Consider the following 13,657-nt stretch of genomic DNA (forward strand, 5'->3'; position numbering starts at 1 on the left):
CTCAACAACGCCCCGTTTTTTATTTCAACCTCTCTATTCTCAGTCTGGCGACTTGCCGCTCAGGGTTGCCCACATAAACTCGCTGACCAGCGCGCTGTGGAACGCAGCCTGTTTCTTATCCGCCGCAGCGCTATGCCCGCCCTCGGTATTCTCATAGAAATAGGCCTGCTGATAACCCATTTGCTGCATGCGCGCCGCCATTTTGCGGGCGTGCGACGGATTGACGCGATCGTCGCTGGTGGCGGTGTAAAACAGCACCGGCGGGTAAGGCACATCCGCTTTGATATTGTGATAAGGCGAGAAGGTTTTGATGTGCGCCCATTCCTCCGCTTTGGCCGGATCGCCATATTCGGCAATCCAGGAAGCGCCGGCGGATAGCTGGGTATAACGCAGCATGTCCAGCAACGGCACCTCACAAACAATACAGCCGAACAACTGCGGGTACAGCGTCAGCATGTTACCCACCAGCAGCCCGCCGTTACTGCCGCCACGCGCGCCCAAATGCTGTGACGATGTCACTTTTCGCGCAATCAGATCCTGCGCCACGGCGGCAAAATCCTCATAGGCGCGATGGCGGTTCTGCTTAAGCGCCGCCTGGTGCCAGGCCGGCCCATATTCCCCGCCGCCGCGGATATTCGCCACCACATACACCCCACCGCGCTCCAGCCAGGCCGGAGCCTTGCTGCCCATGTAACCCGGCAGCAGCGACACTTCAAAACCGCCATAGCCGTACAGCAGCGTTGGGTTGCTGCCGTCCAGCTTGATATCTTTGGCCGAAATCTGGAAATACGGCACGCGGGTGCCGTCGCGGGAGGCGACAAAATGCTGGCTGACCTGATAACCGCCGGCGTCAAAGTCCTGCGGCCCCTGCTTGAGCAGCTCGGCCTCGCCACCGTCGAGATTCCCCAGGTACAGCGAAGTCGGCTGCAGGAACCCGCCAATGGTCAGAAAATAATCGTTGGTTTCATCGTCAATCCCGCCGGCGGAAATCGTGCTGATGGCGCCCGGCTTGCCGAGCGGCCTGCGCTGCCAGCTTTTCCCCTGCGGCGTCAGCACTTCCAGTCGGTTCACCACGTTGTCCATGATGCTGAGGATCAGGTGGTCGCGCGTACCGCTATAACCGCTTAGCGCCGCCTGCGCGGTCGGCGTGAATAACACCGTCAGTTCGCGTTTACCCGCCAGATAGTCATCGAAATGCGCCGCCAGCAGCGAACCTGAAGGATAGCGCGTCCCCCCCACGTCCCAGTCGCTGCTTGGTTTGATCAATAGCCATTCACGGTGCGTGCTGAACTCGGCGTCAGCGGGGATATCAATTTTTATTTGCCGATCCTGCTCGGCCAGCACAAAGGTTTCACGGCGATAGAAATCCAGGCTGCGACCCACGTAGCTACGCTCAAACCCCGGCGTGTGGTCATGGTAAGCAAACACCGTCATGTCCTGCGGTTGCGCCTCATACAGCGTCTGGGCGGCGCTCAGCGGCGTGCCGCGCCGCCAACGTTTGGCGATGCGCGCATAACCGGATTGGGTCATCGAACCTGCGCCAAAGTCGGTGGCGACAAACAGCGTATCCTTATCAATCCACGATGCCTGGCTTTTCGCCACCGGCAGCACAAAACCGTTTTTCACAAACGCTTTGCTGACCAGATCGAATTCGCGTATTTCTGTGGCGTCGCCCCCGTCCGGCGACAGCTCCAGCAGGCAATAACGATACTCCGGCGGTAACGGCACGGACCCCTGGAACACCCAGTCTTTGCCTTCCGCCTTGCCGAGCGCATCGATATCCAGCACCGTTTCCCAGACCGGGTTGGCCTTGCGGTATTCCTGCAGCGTGGTGCGCCGCCATAGCCCGCGCGGATTGGTTTGATCCTGCCAGAAGTTGTAGTAGTAATCGCCGCGCTTGGCGACCCATGGAATTTGGCTGTCCTTGTTCAGGATATCCAGCACCTGTTTTTCCACCTGTTGGAAGCCTTTGCCTTGGGCAAAACGCGCAGCAGTACGCTGGTTTTCCTGCTTCACCCATGCCTGCGCGGCCTTGCCCTGCAGCGCTTCCAGCCACAGGAACTCATCGGTGGCGCTGGCGCCGCCCTCCGCCGCCATCGCCAGGCGGACACTGTTCGGTAATGAAGTCATCGCGAATACGGCTCCTGCAGTTTGTGCACTGAGTTTAATAAACTGGCGTCGATTGCTAACCGGCAAAATCAAGTTCCCCTTCCTGGATAAATAAGACTCATTTTCAACAAGGTAGATCGTTGACGCAGTGGAGTCAAAGCCTGCGCCCGTGCCGTTGAGTCAAAATTTAGGATAGTGGATCAGATCGTGAATGCGCACCGTCTCCTGGCTGGCGTTGCGGTAAGCATGTGGCCGATCGGCCTGAAAGCGCATTGCCTCGCCGCTGGCCAGGCTGTACCACTGACCGTCGACCGCCAGTTCCAACTGGCCGCTGATGACGATCACATGTTCGATGACGCCCGGTTCGTGCGCCGACGATTCGCTGAGCGCTCCCGGCGCCAGGTCGATAACGAACATGTCGAAACCCAATTGCCTGTCGAACGGAAACAGCGGCACCACCCGCATATCGGCGTTGTACTGGTTGAACACCGGCGCATCGCCATAACGGTGCAAGGTGGCCTGCTCTTGCAGCGGCGAGATCTCCAAAAAAGCGGAAAACGCCACGTTAAAACCGGTGGCGATTTTCCACAGCGTCGCCACCGTTGGGCTGGATTCGCCGCGTTCTATCTGCCCCAGCATCGCCTTGCTGACGCCGGTATTCTCAGCCGCCTGAGCCAGGCTCCAGCCGCGCTGCGCACGCAGCGATTTCAATGTTTGCGCCAGATAGCCGGACAGTTCCTGCATGATTCCCCCGTTCTGAATTCCGGCTGATTATAGCCACTTGTACGCTATAACGCACGATGCTATGCTCATTCATCGTCGTGCGTTATAACGCACAATCATAGCCGGAGTCTGCCATGCGCCCAGCCATCTCTTTGCGTCATTTGACCCTACCCGCCGTTATGGCCGGGTTTGTCGCGGTATTGGTGGGTTACACCAGTTCCGCGGCCATTATCTTTCAGGCCGCGGCGGCGGCCGGTGCTGCGCCAGTGCAGATCGGCGGCTGGCTGAGCATGCTGGGGCTTGGGATGGGCGTGACCTCGCTTGGGCTTTCGTTGTATTACCGCACACCTATCCTGACAGCCTGGTCGACCCCTGGTGCGGCGCTGCTGGTCACCAGCCTGCCCGGCACGCCGATCAACGAAGCGATTGGCGTGTTTATCTTTGCCTCCGGGTTGATCCTGCTGTGCGGCGTCACCGGGCTGTTCGCCCGGCTGATGGACTATATTCCGCAGGCGATTTCGGCGGCAATGCTGGCGGGGATCCTGCTGCGCTTCGGCCTGGACGCTTTTGCTTCGTTACAGGTAAATTTCGTGCTCAGCGCCGGGATGGGGTTGGTGTATCTGGTGAGCCGCCGCTATTTGGCGCGTTATGCGATTGTGCTGACGTTGCTGGTGGGGCTGGCTATTGCGGCGTTGCAGGGGAGTATTCATCTCTCTCAGCAACCGCTGGCTTTCGCGGTGCCGGAATTTATTGCACCGCATTTCACTTGGTCGACGCTGCTTGGCATCGGCGTACCTTTCTTTGTGGTGACCATGGCATCGCAAAACGCCCCCGGCATCGCTACGCTGAAGGCCGCAGGCTATCGCGTCCCTACTTCACCGCTGATCAGCTGGACGGCGCTGACCGCACTGCTGCTGGCACCGTTCGGCGGGTTCTCCGTTTGCATCGCCGCCATTACCGCCGCCATTTGCATGGGGCCGGACGTGCACCCCGACCCGCAGCGCCGTTATATGGGCGCCGTGGCCGCCGGGGTGTTTTATCTGCTCGCCGGGCTGTTCGGCGGCGCTATCGGCATGTTGTTCAGTGCGTTGCCGCCGGCACTGATCCACACCATTGCCGGGCTGGCGCTGCTAGGCACTATCGCCGGCAGTTTGCAACGCGCGTTGCAGGATGAAAAGCAACGCGATGCTGCCCTGATCGCCTTTCTGATCACCGCTTCCGGCGTGACGCTGCTCGGCGTCGGCTCTGCATTTTGGGGAATTATTGGCGGGGCGATCGCGCATCTCATTTTGTCTCTGCCACGGCGCACAATAGATTAATCCAGGCGTAATTCTTTTCCGCTTCAGCGATCTTCTGCTTAACTGTCAAAGGGGCGATTATTGCCCCGCTTTGGATCCGTTAAGGGAGTCGCTATGCCATCTTCCGAGCTGATTGATCTGATTCTGCGTATCGATTCCGCCTATCGCCAGTGGACGGGCGGCGGCCTGCCTGGGCCGCAGGCCGCTACTGCCGACCAGCATTGTCTCTGGCTGCACCAACAGGCGCCGTACAGCCTGTTGGCTCATCAGGGCGGTGTGGATCCGGTTTTTATCTACGCCAATCATTGTGCGCAGCAGTGTTTCGGTTATTCCTTCGATGAATTTATCGCGCTGCCTTCACGATTGAGCGCCTCGCCGGTAGATCGCGCGGAACGCCAGCAATTGCTGGATAAAACCACCCGCCAGGGCATCGCGCAGGGGTATCAAGGCCTGCGAGTCGATAAATTTGGCAACGCCTTCACTATTTATGATTGCGCGGTATGGCAGATCCCGGGTGGGGGTCAGGGCGCACTGTTCTGGCCACAGCCGAAACGCCGACCAGGCTGGTTTAACCACCGGAGAACATGCAGGGTGCAAAACGATAAAGGTTGATGCGTATAGCTTCGACAGGCTTAGAGGCTTTTACCACCACAGTCAATCATTAAGTGACATTGTCACGATGGAGTATATGGATTATGAATGATAACGCCGCGCTGTTAGCCCAGCGACTGATCCGCAATCTTGAAGAAGTCGAAAAAACGCACGATAGCCGTCCGCCGTTATATGACAGCGTCGGCGCCCGTTTAGGCACCGGCACCGCCGCCAGCAAGCTGGGAGCGTCCATCGACGTGGTGGCGCCAGGCATGCGTTCCTGCCCTTATCATTTTCACTATGCGCAGGAAGAAATGTTTATCGTGCTGGAGGGAACCGGAACGCTGCGGGTCGCCGGTGAGCAATTGCCGATCAAAAGCGGCGACGTTATTTTTATCCCACCCGGCCCGGAATATCCGCACCAAATCATCAACACTTCGGCGGTACCGCTGAAATATCTTTCCGTCAGCACCCGTGAGCAGCCTGAACTGGTGGAATATCCGGACTCAGGCAAGTTTCAGGCAATCGCCCAGCGCGAGAATGGTCAACCGGTGCGCTATCTGCAACGTCCTTCAGCGTCGCTCGATTATTGGGAGGGTGAACCCTGAGTCCCCCTCCGGCAGCGGCAGGCCCAGCGCGCGCGCAGCCTGCTCCGCTACCCGAAAATCGATATCCGCCGCTTCGCCGTCTTCCATAAACCAGGCTGCGGACAGCCCCGCCCAGGCAAGGATCCATTGCAGCAAACGCTGGCGTTCCAAGCCAGCCAATTGGCAGACCTGCTCCACGCGGCGCTGGAAAATATCCGGATCGGTGGCAATGCCGTAATTGGGGTTGCAGAAGATATTGGCATAGTCGAAGGCACGTTCGCCGTAGAGGCGTTTGGGATCGATCACCAGCCAACCGCGCTCGCCGAAATCCAGCACGTTGTCGTGGTGAATATCCCCGTGCAGCACGCTCTGCTCTCGCGGGCTGGTCAGCAGCTCCGCCGCCGCCGTGGCGCTGAGCCGCAGCATGCCGCCGTGGGCTTGCGCCGCCGGCCACAACGAGTTGAACCACAGGTGCAACGGAATAAGCTCCGGTAAGGGCTGTGAACGTGGCGCATGCAGGCGGGCAACCACTTGGCAAAGAATGGTCGTCGCCTGCCGATCGTCGCCGTCTCGCACCATTTGCGCCAGCGATCGGATGCCCTGAGCACGCTCCAGCAGGATGCCGTCCTCGTGCCAGGCCAGCACTTGCGCAGCGCCTTCGCCCTGCCACCAGCACATCAGCAACCCGCCGAACTTCTCTTCCTGTTCGCGGGCGATTTTCAGCATGGCGGCAGCGCCCTGATACCGCACCGGCATCAGCAGGCTGCTGTGAGTTTCAAATGCTTTGCCGTCAGGTTCCAACTGCCAGCGTTGCACATAGGGAATAAAGGCCGGATTCATTGCGAGCAGGCGTCCTTATTGATGGCAATCACGGTGAAAAATTGGCACCGGTGATACTATTAGAAATCAACAGCTCTCGGCGTATTCCCGGTGTTAATTGCAGTATCCTAACCAAGTTTGCCTGTTTTTTTTAATTAATCTTGCGGGGTTTTTATCATGACGTCATTGAAGCGCATTAATTATCCGCAGTTACCTACGCCGGGCGGGCCTTATGTCCACGCGGTGCGCCACGTCGATACGCTGTATGTCTCCGGACTAACGGCCTTCGCCACCGAAGCTCAGGGGCAAACGGCGCAGCAACAGACGCAGGCCATTCTGGAGCAGTTGGCGACCATCACCGCCGCCGAAGGCACCAATCTCAAAGCGCTGATTAAAATCACCGTGTTTTTAACTGACATTGGCGATCTGCAGGCAATTCGGCCCGTGCTGTTTGATTATTTTGATGGTGCGCTGCCGGCCTGTTCACTGGTCGCGGTCAACGCACTGTTCTCGCCGCAGGCATGCGTGGAGATCGAAGCCGTCGTGGCGCTGTGAGATTGGGCGCTATAATGCGCCCTCATCCAGCTCGCACGGGCCGACTTTGAACCAGGCCTTCGCGATCTTGCCCTGTTCAACTTCGTAAATGGCGATCACGTCCATTTTACCGCGTCCCTGCGGGAAATTGCGCGTAACCACTTCCTGATCGATCACCATGCTGCCCAAGGCCATGCGCTTGACCCGTTCACCGTACAGGCTTGGCTCCTTGAAACGCGCAATATGGCGTTCGCGGATCTCCGCCTTGCCACTGGCCAGCAGCGTATCCGGATGTTCATAATACTGCGCATCCTCCGCCCAGTACGCCATAAAGGCGTCAATATCGCGGGCGTTATAGGCATCAAGCTGCTGCTGAACCACATCTTCCGGGCGTATCGTTTTGTTGTTCATACTATCCCCTGCTCGTAGTTAACCTGACAATTACAGCGCGGCGATTTCATCAACCCGATGATGAAAGACATAAGGATCTGAAATTAAAGCGAAGGCTTCATCGTCCGGATAAGTGACCGCTACCTGATAATCCTCGCCGGCGAAACGTTTTATCGCCGCCAGAGACTCCCAGTAGGTGGCCAGAAAGAAGTGCGCATACTGGCCCTGGACCTCTTGGCGAACAAAAGCACCAAGATTTCCAGCCGTAGCTTCAGCATGCTGCAGCCCTGTGACAGTTAAATGATCGGTAAATCCTTGCTGATGCCGTAACGGCACGCACCCGTGCCAGGTCCTGACAATCATTGCGCCCCGAATGAATAAAAAAACACAAATAGTGAATAGGTAACGTATCATGCTTTGGGGTTTATTCACTACCCCGTGCGCAGATTTTCAGCGGAGGAATGCCGACGGGAAAAACAGCGGCGCGGCGTGCGTTAACCTTTGCCGCCATCAGGAATATTCTGGTAATTTATCGCCAAGAGAATTATCACCCGCGGAAAGTTATGCAGCAAAAACCGGTTATGCACGAAGCCAGACAGTTAAAGCGCCTCAACGCGGCTACGCGGCGGCAATCCCATATGTACAAATGGATTGCCTTTGTCGCGGCGATGGATGCTGTATTGGTGTTTTGCTATGACCGCGATATGCGCAACATTACCTTTTCAGGCGCCGTCGCGCTGGTGTGCGGCTATTTGTGGATCCGCGATCGCAACAAGGCGCGCGGCTACCGGCGGGAATACGATCGTAAATACGGCAAGCACAGTGGCCTTTAGTCCTGCATGGCTTCCAGCACTTTTGCGCTGTCCACGATTTGCGTGAACTTGACGATTTTCCCCTCGCGCAGCTGATAAATATGCGCAAAGGATGCAGTGAATGATTTGCCGGTCGCGCCATAGGTGCCATGATAGAACCCTTGGGCGATCACGTTTTCACCGGCATCGTAGAAGTGTTCGACGTCGGCGCGGTAGCCCTGCCATTCTGTCCCTAAACGCTGATGAACATTTTTAAAAATGGCCTGCGGCCCAACGTAGGTACCGGCATAAGGAAAGCCTGCCGCTTCGGTCCATTCTGCCTCGGGCGCCAACGCCGCCAGCAGGTTACGACCGTTCACTTCGGCACTGCCACCCTCATAGGTAGCGCGTACAATTTCCAGATTCGTTGGCATGTCTGTTCTCCTGTGGCATTAGCGGGATATTCCGGCCATGCCCCGCAGACACAGGCTAACACCAGGCGGGGATGACCGGAATGAGACTATTGTAGGTTGCTTATTCCGGTACAAAAACCGTAATTACGGCAATAGTCTATTGCAATACAGTAAACAATTCTGTTACTGCGGTGTCATAACCGCCTCATCTGCGGCTGCTATGATGATTAACAATCACCGCCACCAAGGAGCAAAACGTGCATTTTCCACTGCTGCCACAGGAATTGCTGCGGCCTTTCTCACCCCATCAGGAATTGGCGCAGGCGCTATTACCGCTGACCCTCGATTCCGACGATGGCTCGCATGACGTTGCCCACTTGCACCGTGTATGGAAAAACGCCCGCCAGATCAGCATTCAGGAAGGCGGCGACCGGCGTATTCTGTGTGCGGCAGTGCTGTTGCATGACTGCGTCGCGGTAGAAAAGAACTCGCCGCAGCGCCACCTGGCCTCACGTATGGCGGCGGAGAAAGCCGCTCTGACGCTCGCGCAACTGGATTGGGAAACGCAGGATATCGCCAAAACGGTCCATGCCATCGAAGCGCACAGCTTTTCTGCCGCCATTACGCCGGAAACCCTGGAGGCGAAAATCATCCAGGATGCCGACCGTTTGGACGCCATCGGCATGATTGGCGTGGCGCGCTGTTTCTACATCGGCGGGCGTATGCGCAGCGCGCTGTACGATGCCGCCGATCCGCTGGCGCAACAGCGCCAATATGACGATAAGCGTTTCACGCTGGATCACTTCGAAACCAAACTGTTTAAGCTGCAGGAAGGCTTTCAGACCGCGGCCGGTCGACAAATGGCACAGGAGCGCACCGAGCGCATGCGTCGCTTCCTCAGCGAGTTGCTGGAAGAAATGTGAAAATCGCTGTTAATGCCCCAAATGCATCGATTCCGTTACGCTACCGGCATCTTCGCCGCAATAATTGCTGTACACTGACAACCATCTTCACTGACCAGGCTGCAACGATGAAAAAACTGACGCTGAAAGACATGACGGAAAGCGAGCAACGTGAAGTAAAAACCGAGCTGGACAAGGCGCGTAAAAACCTCGGCCGGGAACTGACGAATGCCGAGAACAACAAGACCAAGGATGAAGTCGTGGCACGCATCATGGCCGCCCGCGAGAAAATTGAAAAAGCGACGCGTGCCGAACGTAAAGCCAACCGGGTCAAACCCAGCGGCGAAACCTTCAGTTGGTCCGCTTCAATCAGCACCCGCCCACCGCGTTAATGCCATACGAAAACCCCGCCAGTGCGGGGTTTTTTATTGCCCCCGATTCATTAGCCAAACTCATCAGCCCATTCAAATCATGAATAACAATGTTATCAAGAAGTTGTAAATTGACAGCATAATGAAGAATATTCATTATCGGCGGATATCCTCTGGCATTTTCTCATCTGGCTTATCTGTCGTTTGCACTGAAGGAACTTATTATGGCTTCATTTTCCGGTATTTGGGTTGCGCTGGTTACCCCATTCAATAATAACGCCGTCGATCTGCCTGCGGTTAAACGGCTGGCGCAATACCTGATCGCCTCCGGCGTCTCCGGGTTGGTGGTCTGCGGCACCACCGGTGAAGCGGCGGCGTTAAGCAATGAAGAACAGTTGGCGGTGCTCGACGCGGTGCTGGACGTCGTGCCGGCCAGCCAGGTGGTGATGGGGTTATCGGGCAATAACATGCTGGACACCCTGCAGATGCAGCAGGAGATCCAACTGCGCGATATCGCCGGGGTGCTGATCCCCGCGCCCTATTACATCCGCCCATCGCAATGCGGCCTGGTGGATTACTTCACCCAACTTGCCGATGCCTCAAGCGTGCCGGTGATCCTGTACAATATCCCGCAACGCACCGGCATCGTGATGGAACTGCAAACTATCAGGAAGATCGCACGCCATCCTCAGGTGAAGGCGATCAAGGACTGCGGCGGTAACCCGGACACAACCATGGCACTGATTGACGACGGCGAGATCGACGTCATGACCGGCGAAGATAACCTGATCCTCACCACCCTGTGCCTGGGCGGTACCGGTGCGATTTCAGCATCCGCGCACATTTATCCGCAGCGCTTTGTGCAACTGGTGCAGCAAGTCGCCGACGGCGATCTGGCTGCGGCGCGTGCGAACTTCTATGCGCTGTTGCCGATGATCCACCAGATGTTCAGTTTCCCCAACCCGGCGCCGGTCAAAGCCGCTCTTGCTCAACAGGGCCTGATCCGCAACGAGCTGCGTTCGCCGATGCAAATCGTACCGCAGCCGTTGCAACAGCAAATTGCCGTGACTCTGGCGCAGTTACAACCGGAAGAGGCGCTGATTAGCTAAATATGTCAGCTAACCCGCTGTAATTTTAGCGTTATGGAACTAAGATCAGAGGTTAAGCATGCCTGTCATTCATCACAATCAAGGAGCTTCCGATGAAACTGTTCTATAAAGCCGGCGCCTGTTCTCTGTCCCCACATATTGTGTTGCGCGAGGCAGGTCTGGATTTTACGGCGGAAAAGGTCGATCTGGCGCAGAAAAAGACCGAAAGCGGCGCAGACTACCTGGCGATCACTCCCAAAGGACAGGTACCGGCGCTGCTGCTGGATGATGGCAGTCTGCTGACCGAGGGCGTGGCGATTGTGCAATATTTGGCGGATCGCGTGCCTGATCGTAACCTGATCCCGGCGGCGGGTACGCTGTCGCGCTATCATGCCATAGAGTGGCTGAACTATATTGCGACCGAATTGCACAAAGGATTTAGCCCGCTGTTTAATCCAAAAACGCCGGAGGAATACAAGAGCATCGCACGCGCCAAACTGGAGCAGCAATTCAGCTATTTGGATTCCGTGCTGGCAAAGCAGCACTTCCTGTTGGGAAACCGCTTCAGTGTGGCGGACGCCTATCTGTTTACCGTTCTGCGTTGGGCCATTGCCCTGCAGTTTGATCTCAAAAAACACCCCCAGTTGGCGGCGTATTTTGACAGAGTCGCTGCGCGGCCAGCGGTGGATGCGGCGTTGAACGCCGAAGGTTTGAAATAATCCCAAGCCCCGGCTGCACGGCCGGGGCTACAGAACTTACAGTTTCACCGCTTTGAATTCGCAGTTCGGTTGCACGATGCGGTCTTGCGCCGCCACTACCTGCAGTTCGTACTCGCCCATTGCCTGGGTTGTCAGCATCACCTCATATACCGCTGCGGTCACATGCTCCAATGCTTTATCCAGCGCCACAGCTTTCAGTAAATTGACCAGCAACAGACCGCTGGTCAGATCGCCCACGCCTACTGGCTGACGAACGCCAAAATCCACCAGCGGACGACTGATATGCCAGGCATCGTCCGCCGTGACCAACAGCATTTCGAAACAATCGATATGATAGCCGGCGCGGCTCAGGTGTTTGACCAGCACCAGCTTCGGCCCTTTGGCGATCAGTTCACGTGCTGCGCTTACCGCCTGCCCGACGTCAGTCACTTCCCGCTGGCTCAGCAGTTCCAGTTCCAGCAGGTTTGGCGCAATCATGTCGCTGCACTGCAGCGCCTGTTGGCAAAAAAACTCCGCCACGCCCGGCGCAACGATGCAGCCTTTCTCAGGATGCCCCATCACCGGATCGCAGAAATACCAGGCGCCCGGATTAGCCTGTTTGACCTGACGAACCACCTCGAGAATATGGCTGCCCTGCTCCGGTGAACCGATATAGCCGCTCAGCACCGCATTGCAGTTTTTCAGTTGATCGATGGCCGCAATCCCCTGAGCGATCTCCGTCAGGTGGCTGGCCGGCATCACGCAGCCCGTCCATTTGCCGTACTGGGTATGATTTGAAAACTGCACCGTGTTCAGCGGCCAGACGTTAACGCCCATACGGCGCATGGGGAATTCAGCCGCACTGTTGCCCGCGTGCCCAAACACCACATGCGATTGAATAGAGAGAATGTTTTTCATCAACACTGACGGTCCTGTCACCTTAAAAAATAAAGGGGCCTCGAAAGGCCCCTCATTGAAATTTAATTATTTCCAGTCGATCAGGCAGTAATGTTTTTTACCCCGGCGCAACAGCGTGTAGCGGCCGAACAGACGATCGGCGTCGCTGAACGCGTATTCGGCGTTGGACTGTTTCTCACCGTTGATGGTTACCGCGTTGGAGCCGATCATGGTGCGCGCCTGGCCACGTGACGGCACCAGTTCAGCATTTACCAGCGCCTGCTGCAGATCTGCGTCGCCATCCAGTTTGATGGTTGGCATACCGTCTTGCGCCAACTGGGCGAAGTCCGCTTCGGTCATCTCATGCAACGCACCGGAGAACAGGCTCTGGGTGATGCGCTTGGCCGCAGCCAGCCCTTCCGCGCCATGTACCATGCCGGTCACTTCTTCCGCCAGCACATACTGAGCGCGCGGCGCTTTGCCGCTGTTCTTGTCTTCTTCTTCCAGCGCGTTGATGTCTTCCAGGCTCATAAAGGTAAAGAACTTCAGGAAACGGTATACATCCGCGTCGGCGGTGTTGATCCAGAACTGGTAGAACTTGTACGGGCTGGTTTTTTCCGGTGCCAGCCACACTGCACCGCCTTCGGTCTTACCGAACTTGGTGCCGTCCGCTTTGGTGATCAACGGCACGGTCAGGCCGAACACCTGTTTCTGGTGCATGCGGCGAGTCAGATCGATACCGGAAGTGATATTGCCCCACTGATCGGAACCGCCAATCTGCAGTTCCACCTGGTGGCGGTTGTACAGCTCGGAGAAATCGAACCCCTGCAGCAGGTTGTAGGAGAACTCGGTGAAGGAAATGCCCGAGTCGTCTCGGTTCAAACGTTGCTTCACCGCTTCCTTGTTGATCATCTGGTTCACGGAGAAATGCTTGCCGATGTCACGCAGGAAGGTCAGCACGTTCATGCCGCCGAACCAGTCATAGTTGTTGGCGGCGATGGCGCTGTTGCTGCCGCAGTCGAAATCGAGGAACGGGGAAACCTGTTTGCGGATCTTTTCCACCCACTCATTCACCGTCTCGGCGGTATTCAGCTTGCGCTCAGCCGCTTTGAAGCTCGGATCGCCGATCAGACCGGTCGCGCCGCCTACCAGCGCGACCGGCTTGTGGCCGGCCAACTGGAAGCGCTTCAGGCACAACAGAGGAACCAGATGGCCCAAATGCAAGCTGTCAGCGGTCGGATCGAAACCGCAATACAGTGCAATTGGCCCTTGCGCCAGTCGCTCTGCTAACGCTTCCTCATCCGTAACCTGGGCAACGAGGCCCCGCTCTTGCAGTTGTTTAATCAAGTTGCTGCTTGCCATCAATGACTCCATGTATAAACGAATGCACCTTTGTCGGTACACGACCTTCCGCCCACTGGCGAAATATAAAATCGGGGTAGCGCA

General features: G+C 56.9%; 17 protein-coding genes. 9 read left to right on the top strand and 8 right to left on the bottom strand.

Going from position 1 to position 13,657, the window contains the following annotated elements; all coding sequences use genetic code 11:
- Window positions 1-39 precede the first annotated feature (39 nt).
- Both ACUTSW_RS04745 and ACUTSW_RS04750 read right to left on the bottom strand, forming a co-directional pair.
- Window positions 40-2,130, bottom strand: coding sequence for a prolyl oligopeptidase family serine peptidase (locus ACUTSW_RS04745; protein WP_445583828.1), 2,091 nt, complete (start codon window positions 2,128-2,130; stop codon window positions 40-42).
- A gap of 159 nt (window positions 2,131-2,289) precedes the next feature.
- Window positions 2,290-2,853: a helix-turn-helix domain-containing protein gene (locus ACUTSW_RS04750; RefSeq protein ID WP_445583829.1), complete on the bottom strand. Its 564-nt coding sequence runs from the start codon at window positions 2,851-2,853 to the stop codon at window positions 2,290-2,292.
- A 113-nt stretch (window positions 2,854-2,966) separates the two neighbouring features.
- Here ACUTSW_RS04750 and ACUTSW_RS04755 point away from each other — a divergent pair, with 113 nt between their 5' ends.
- The 3 genes from ACUTSW_RS04755 (at window position 2,967) to ACUTSW_RS04765 (ending at window position 5,329) form a co-directional block, all read left to right on the top strand.
- Window positions 2,967-4,151 carry a benzoate/H(+) symporter BenE family transporter gene (locus ACUTSW_RS04755; RefSeq protein WP_445583830.1) on the top strand — a complete coding sequence of 395 codons (1,185 nt, stop codon included), beginning with the start codon at window positions 2,967-2,969 and terminating at the stop codon, window positions 4,149-4,151.
- Between the two features lie 93 nt (window positions 4,152-4,244).
- Window positions 4,245-4,742 carry an MEKHLA domain-containing protein gene (locus ACUTSW_RS04760; protein ID WP_445583831.1) on the top strand — a complete coding sequence of 166 codons (498 nt, stop codon included), beginning with the start codon at window positions 4,245-4,247 and terminating at the stop codon, window positions 4,740-4,742.
- An 83-nt stretch (window positions 4,743-4,825) separates the two neighbouring features.
- A complete protein-coding gene (locus tag ACUTSW_RS04765) occupies window positions 4,826-5,329 on the top strand; it encodes a cupin domain-containing protein (RefSeq protein ID WP_434462971.1) in 504 nt (167 codons plus the stop codon).
- Here ACUTSW_RS04765 and ACUTSW_RS04770 read toward each other — a convergent pair.
- Complete coding sequence (locus ACUTSW_RS04770) at window positions 5,294-6,148, bottom strand: aminoglycoside phosphotransferase family protein (RefSeq protein WP_445583832.1); 855 nt, start codon at window positions 6,146-6,148, stop codon at window positions 5,294-5,296. The genes ACUTSW_RS04765 and ACUTSW_RS04770 overlap by 36 nt on opposite strands.
- 156 nt (window positions 6,149-6,304) lie before the next feature.
- Here ACUTSW_RS04770 and ACUTSW_RS04775 point away from each other — a divergent pair, with 156 nt between their 5' ends.
- Entirely contained in the window at window positions 6,305-6,682 is a 378-nt protein-coding gene (locus ACUTSW_RS04775) for a RidA family protein (RefSeq protein WP_062870671.1), read from the top strand.
- A 9-nt stretch (window positions 6,683-6,691) separates the two neighbouring features.
- Here the strand turns inward: ACUTSW_RS04775 and ACUTSW_RS04780 are convergent, their stop codons facing one another.
- Window positions 6,692-7,072, bottom strand: a complete 381-nt coding sequence (locus tag ACUTSW_RS04780) for a nuclear transport factor 2 family protein (RefSeq protein WP_020438934.1) — start codon at window positions 7,070-7,072, stop codon at window positions 6,692-6,694.
- Between the two features lie 30 nt (window positions 7,073-7,102).
- Window positions 7,103-7,414, bottom strand: coding sequence for a hypothetical protein (locus tag ACUTSW_RS04785; protein WP_037430818.1), 312 nt, complete (start codon window positions 7,412-7,414; stop codon window positions 7,103-7,105).
- Window positions 7,415-7,614: 200 nt separating this feature from the next.
- On the opposite strand from ACUTSW_RS04785, the gene ACUTSW_RS04790 reads away from it, so the two are divergent.
- Window positions 7,615-7,884 carry a hypothetical protein gene (locus tag ACUTSW_RS04790; protein WP_004943833.1) on the top strand — a complete coding sequence of 90 codons (270 nt, stop codon included), beginning with the start codon at window positions 7,615-7,617 and terminating at the stop codon, window positions 7,882-7,884.
- Here ACUTSW_RS04790 and ACUTSW_RS04795 read toward each other — a convergent pair.
- A complete protein-coding gene (locus ACUTSW_RS04795) occupies window positions 7,881-8,276 on the bottom strand; it encodes a nuclear transport factor 2 family protein (protein ID WP_004943831.1) in 396 nt (131 codons plus the stop codon). The genes ACUTSW_RS04790 and ACUTSW_RS04795 overlap by 4 nt on opposite strands.
- Before the next feature lie 236 nt (window positions 8,277-8,512).
- Here ACUTSW_RS04795 and ACUTSW_RS04800 point away from each other — a divergent pair, with 236 nt between their 5' ends.
- The 4 genes from ACUTSW_RS04800 to gstA all read left to right on the top strand — a co-directional run bounded on the left by ACUTSW_RS04800 (window position 8,513) and on the right by gstA (window position 11,335).
- Entirely contained in the window at window positions 8,513-9,178 is a 666-nt protein-coding gene (locus ACUTSW_RS04800; protein ID WP_020438931.1) for an HD domain-containing protein, read from the top strand.
- A gap of 107 nt (window positions 9,179-9,285) precedes the next feature.
- Complete coding sequence (locus ACUTSW_RS04805; protein WP_006324956.1) at window positions 9,286-9,549, top strand: DUF3811 domain-containing protein; 264 nt, start codon at window positions 9,286-9,288, stop codon at window positions 9,547-9,549.
- Between the two features lie 203 nt (window positions 9,550-9,752).
- Window positions 9,753-10,637: a 4-hydroxy-tetrahydrodipicolinate synthase gene (gene dapA, locus ACUTSW_RS04810; protein WP_020438930.1), complete on the top strand. Its 885-nt coding sequence runs from the start codon at window positions 9,753-9,755 to the stop codon at window positions 10,635-10,637.
- Window positions 10,638-10,729: 92 nt separating this feature from the next.
- The gene (gene gstA, locus ACUTSW_RS04815; protein ID WP_445583833.1) at window positions 10,730-11,335 is read left to right on the top strand and encodes a glutathione transferase GstA; all 606 of its coding nucleotides are present in this window, start codon (window positions 10,730-10,732) and stop codon (window positions 11,333-11,335) included.
- A 36-nt stretch (window positions 11,336-11,371) separates the two neighbouring features.
- Here gstA and pdxY read toward each other — a convergent pair whose 3' ends face one another.
- Together pdxY and tyrS are read right to left on the bottom strand one after the other, a co-directional pair.
- Window positions 11,372-12,232, bottom strand: a complete 861-nt coding sequence (gene pdxY, locus ACUTSW_RS04820) for a pyridoxal kinase PdxY (protein ID WP_020438928.1) — start codon at window positions 12,230-12,232, stop codon at window positions 11,372-11,374.
- Between the two features lie 66 nt (window positions 12,233-12,298).
- A complete protein-coding gene (tyrS, locus tag ACUTSW_RS04825; protein WP_020438927.1) occupies window positions 12,299-13,573 on the bottom strand; it encodes a tyrosine--tRNA ligase in 1,275 nt (424 codons plus the stop codon).
- Between the last annotated feature and the right edge of the window lie 84 nt (window positions 13,574-13,657).

This window comes from Serratia sp. TSA_198.1 (assembly GCF_052686505.1).

Excerpts from the sequence above, each read along its gene's own strand:
- ACUTSW_RS04790 (WP_004943833.1), top strand. The coding sequence starts at position 7,615 with ATGCAGCAAAAACCGGTTATGCACGAAGCCAGACAGTTAAAGCGCCTC.
- ACUTSW_RS04795 (WP_004943831.1), bottom strand. The coding sequence starts at position 8,276 with ATGCCAACGAATCTGGAAATTGTACGCGCTACCTATGAGGGTGGCAGT.
- ACUTSW_RS04775 (WP_062870671.1), top strand. The coding sequence starts at position 6,305 with ATGACGTCATTGAAGCGCATTAATTATCCGCAGTTACCTACGCCGGGC.
- ACUTSW_RS04765 (WP_434462971.1), top strand. The coding sequence starts at position 4,826 with ATGAATGATAACGCCGCGCTGTTAGCCCAGCGACTGATCCGCAATCTT.
- ACUTSW_RS04780 (WP_020438934.1), bottom strand. The coding sequence starts at position 7,072 with ATGAACAACAAAACGATACGCCCGGAAGATGTGGTTCAGCAGCAGCTT.
- pdxY (WP_020438928.1), bottom strand. The coding sequence starts at position 12,232 with ATGAAAAACATTCTCTCTATTCAATCGCATGTGGTGTTTGGGCACGCG.
- ACUTSW_RS04760 (WP_445583831.1), top strand. The coding sequence starts at position 4,245 with ATGCCATCTTCCGAGCTGATTGATCTGATTCTGCGTATCGATTCCGCC.
- ACUTSW_RS04785 (WP_037430818.1), bottom strand. The coding sequence starts at position 7,414 with ATGATTGTCAGGACCTGGCACGGGTGCGTGCCGTTACGGCATCAGCAA.
- tyrS (WP_020438927.1), bottom strand. The coding sequence starts at position 13,573 with ATGGCAAGCAGCAACTTGATTAAACAACTGCAAGAGCGGGGCCTCGTT.
- ACUTSW_RS04755 (WP_445583830.1), top strand. The coding sequence starts at position 2,967 with ATGCGCCCAGCCATCTCTTTGCGTCATTTGACCCTACCCGCCGTTATG.
- ACUTSW_RS04745 (WP_445583828.1), bottom strand. The coding sequence starts at position 2,130 with ATGACTTCATTACCGAACAGTGTCCGCCTGGCGATGGCGGCGGAGGGC.
- gstA (WP_445583833.1), top strand. The coding sequence starts at position 10,730 with ATGAAACTGTTCTATAAAGCCGGCGCCTGTTCTCTGTCCCCACATATT.
- ACUTSW_RS04770 (WP_445583832.1), bottom strand. The coding sequence starts at position 6,148 with ATGAATCCGGCCTTTATTCCCTATGTGCAACGCTGGCAGTTGGAACCT.
- dapA (WP_020438930.1), top strand. The coding sequence starts at position 9,753 with ATGGCTTCATTTTCCGGTATTTGGGTTGCGCTGGTTACCCCATTCAAT.
- ACUTSW_RS04750 (WP_445583829.1), bottom strand. The coding sequence starts at position 2,853 with ATGCAGGAACTGTCCGGCTATCTGGCGCAAACATTGAAATCGCTGCGT.
- ACUTSW_RS04805 (WP_006324956.1), top strand. The coding sequence starts at position 9,286 with ATGAAAAAACTGACGCTGAAAGACATGACGGAAAGCGAGCAACGTGAA.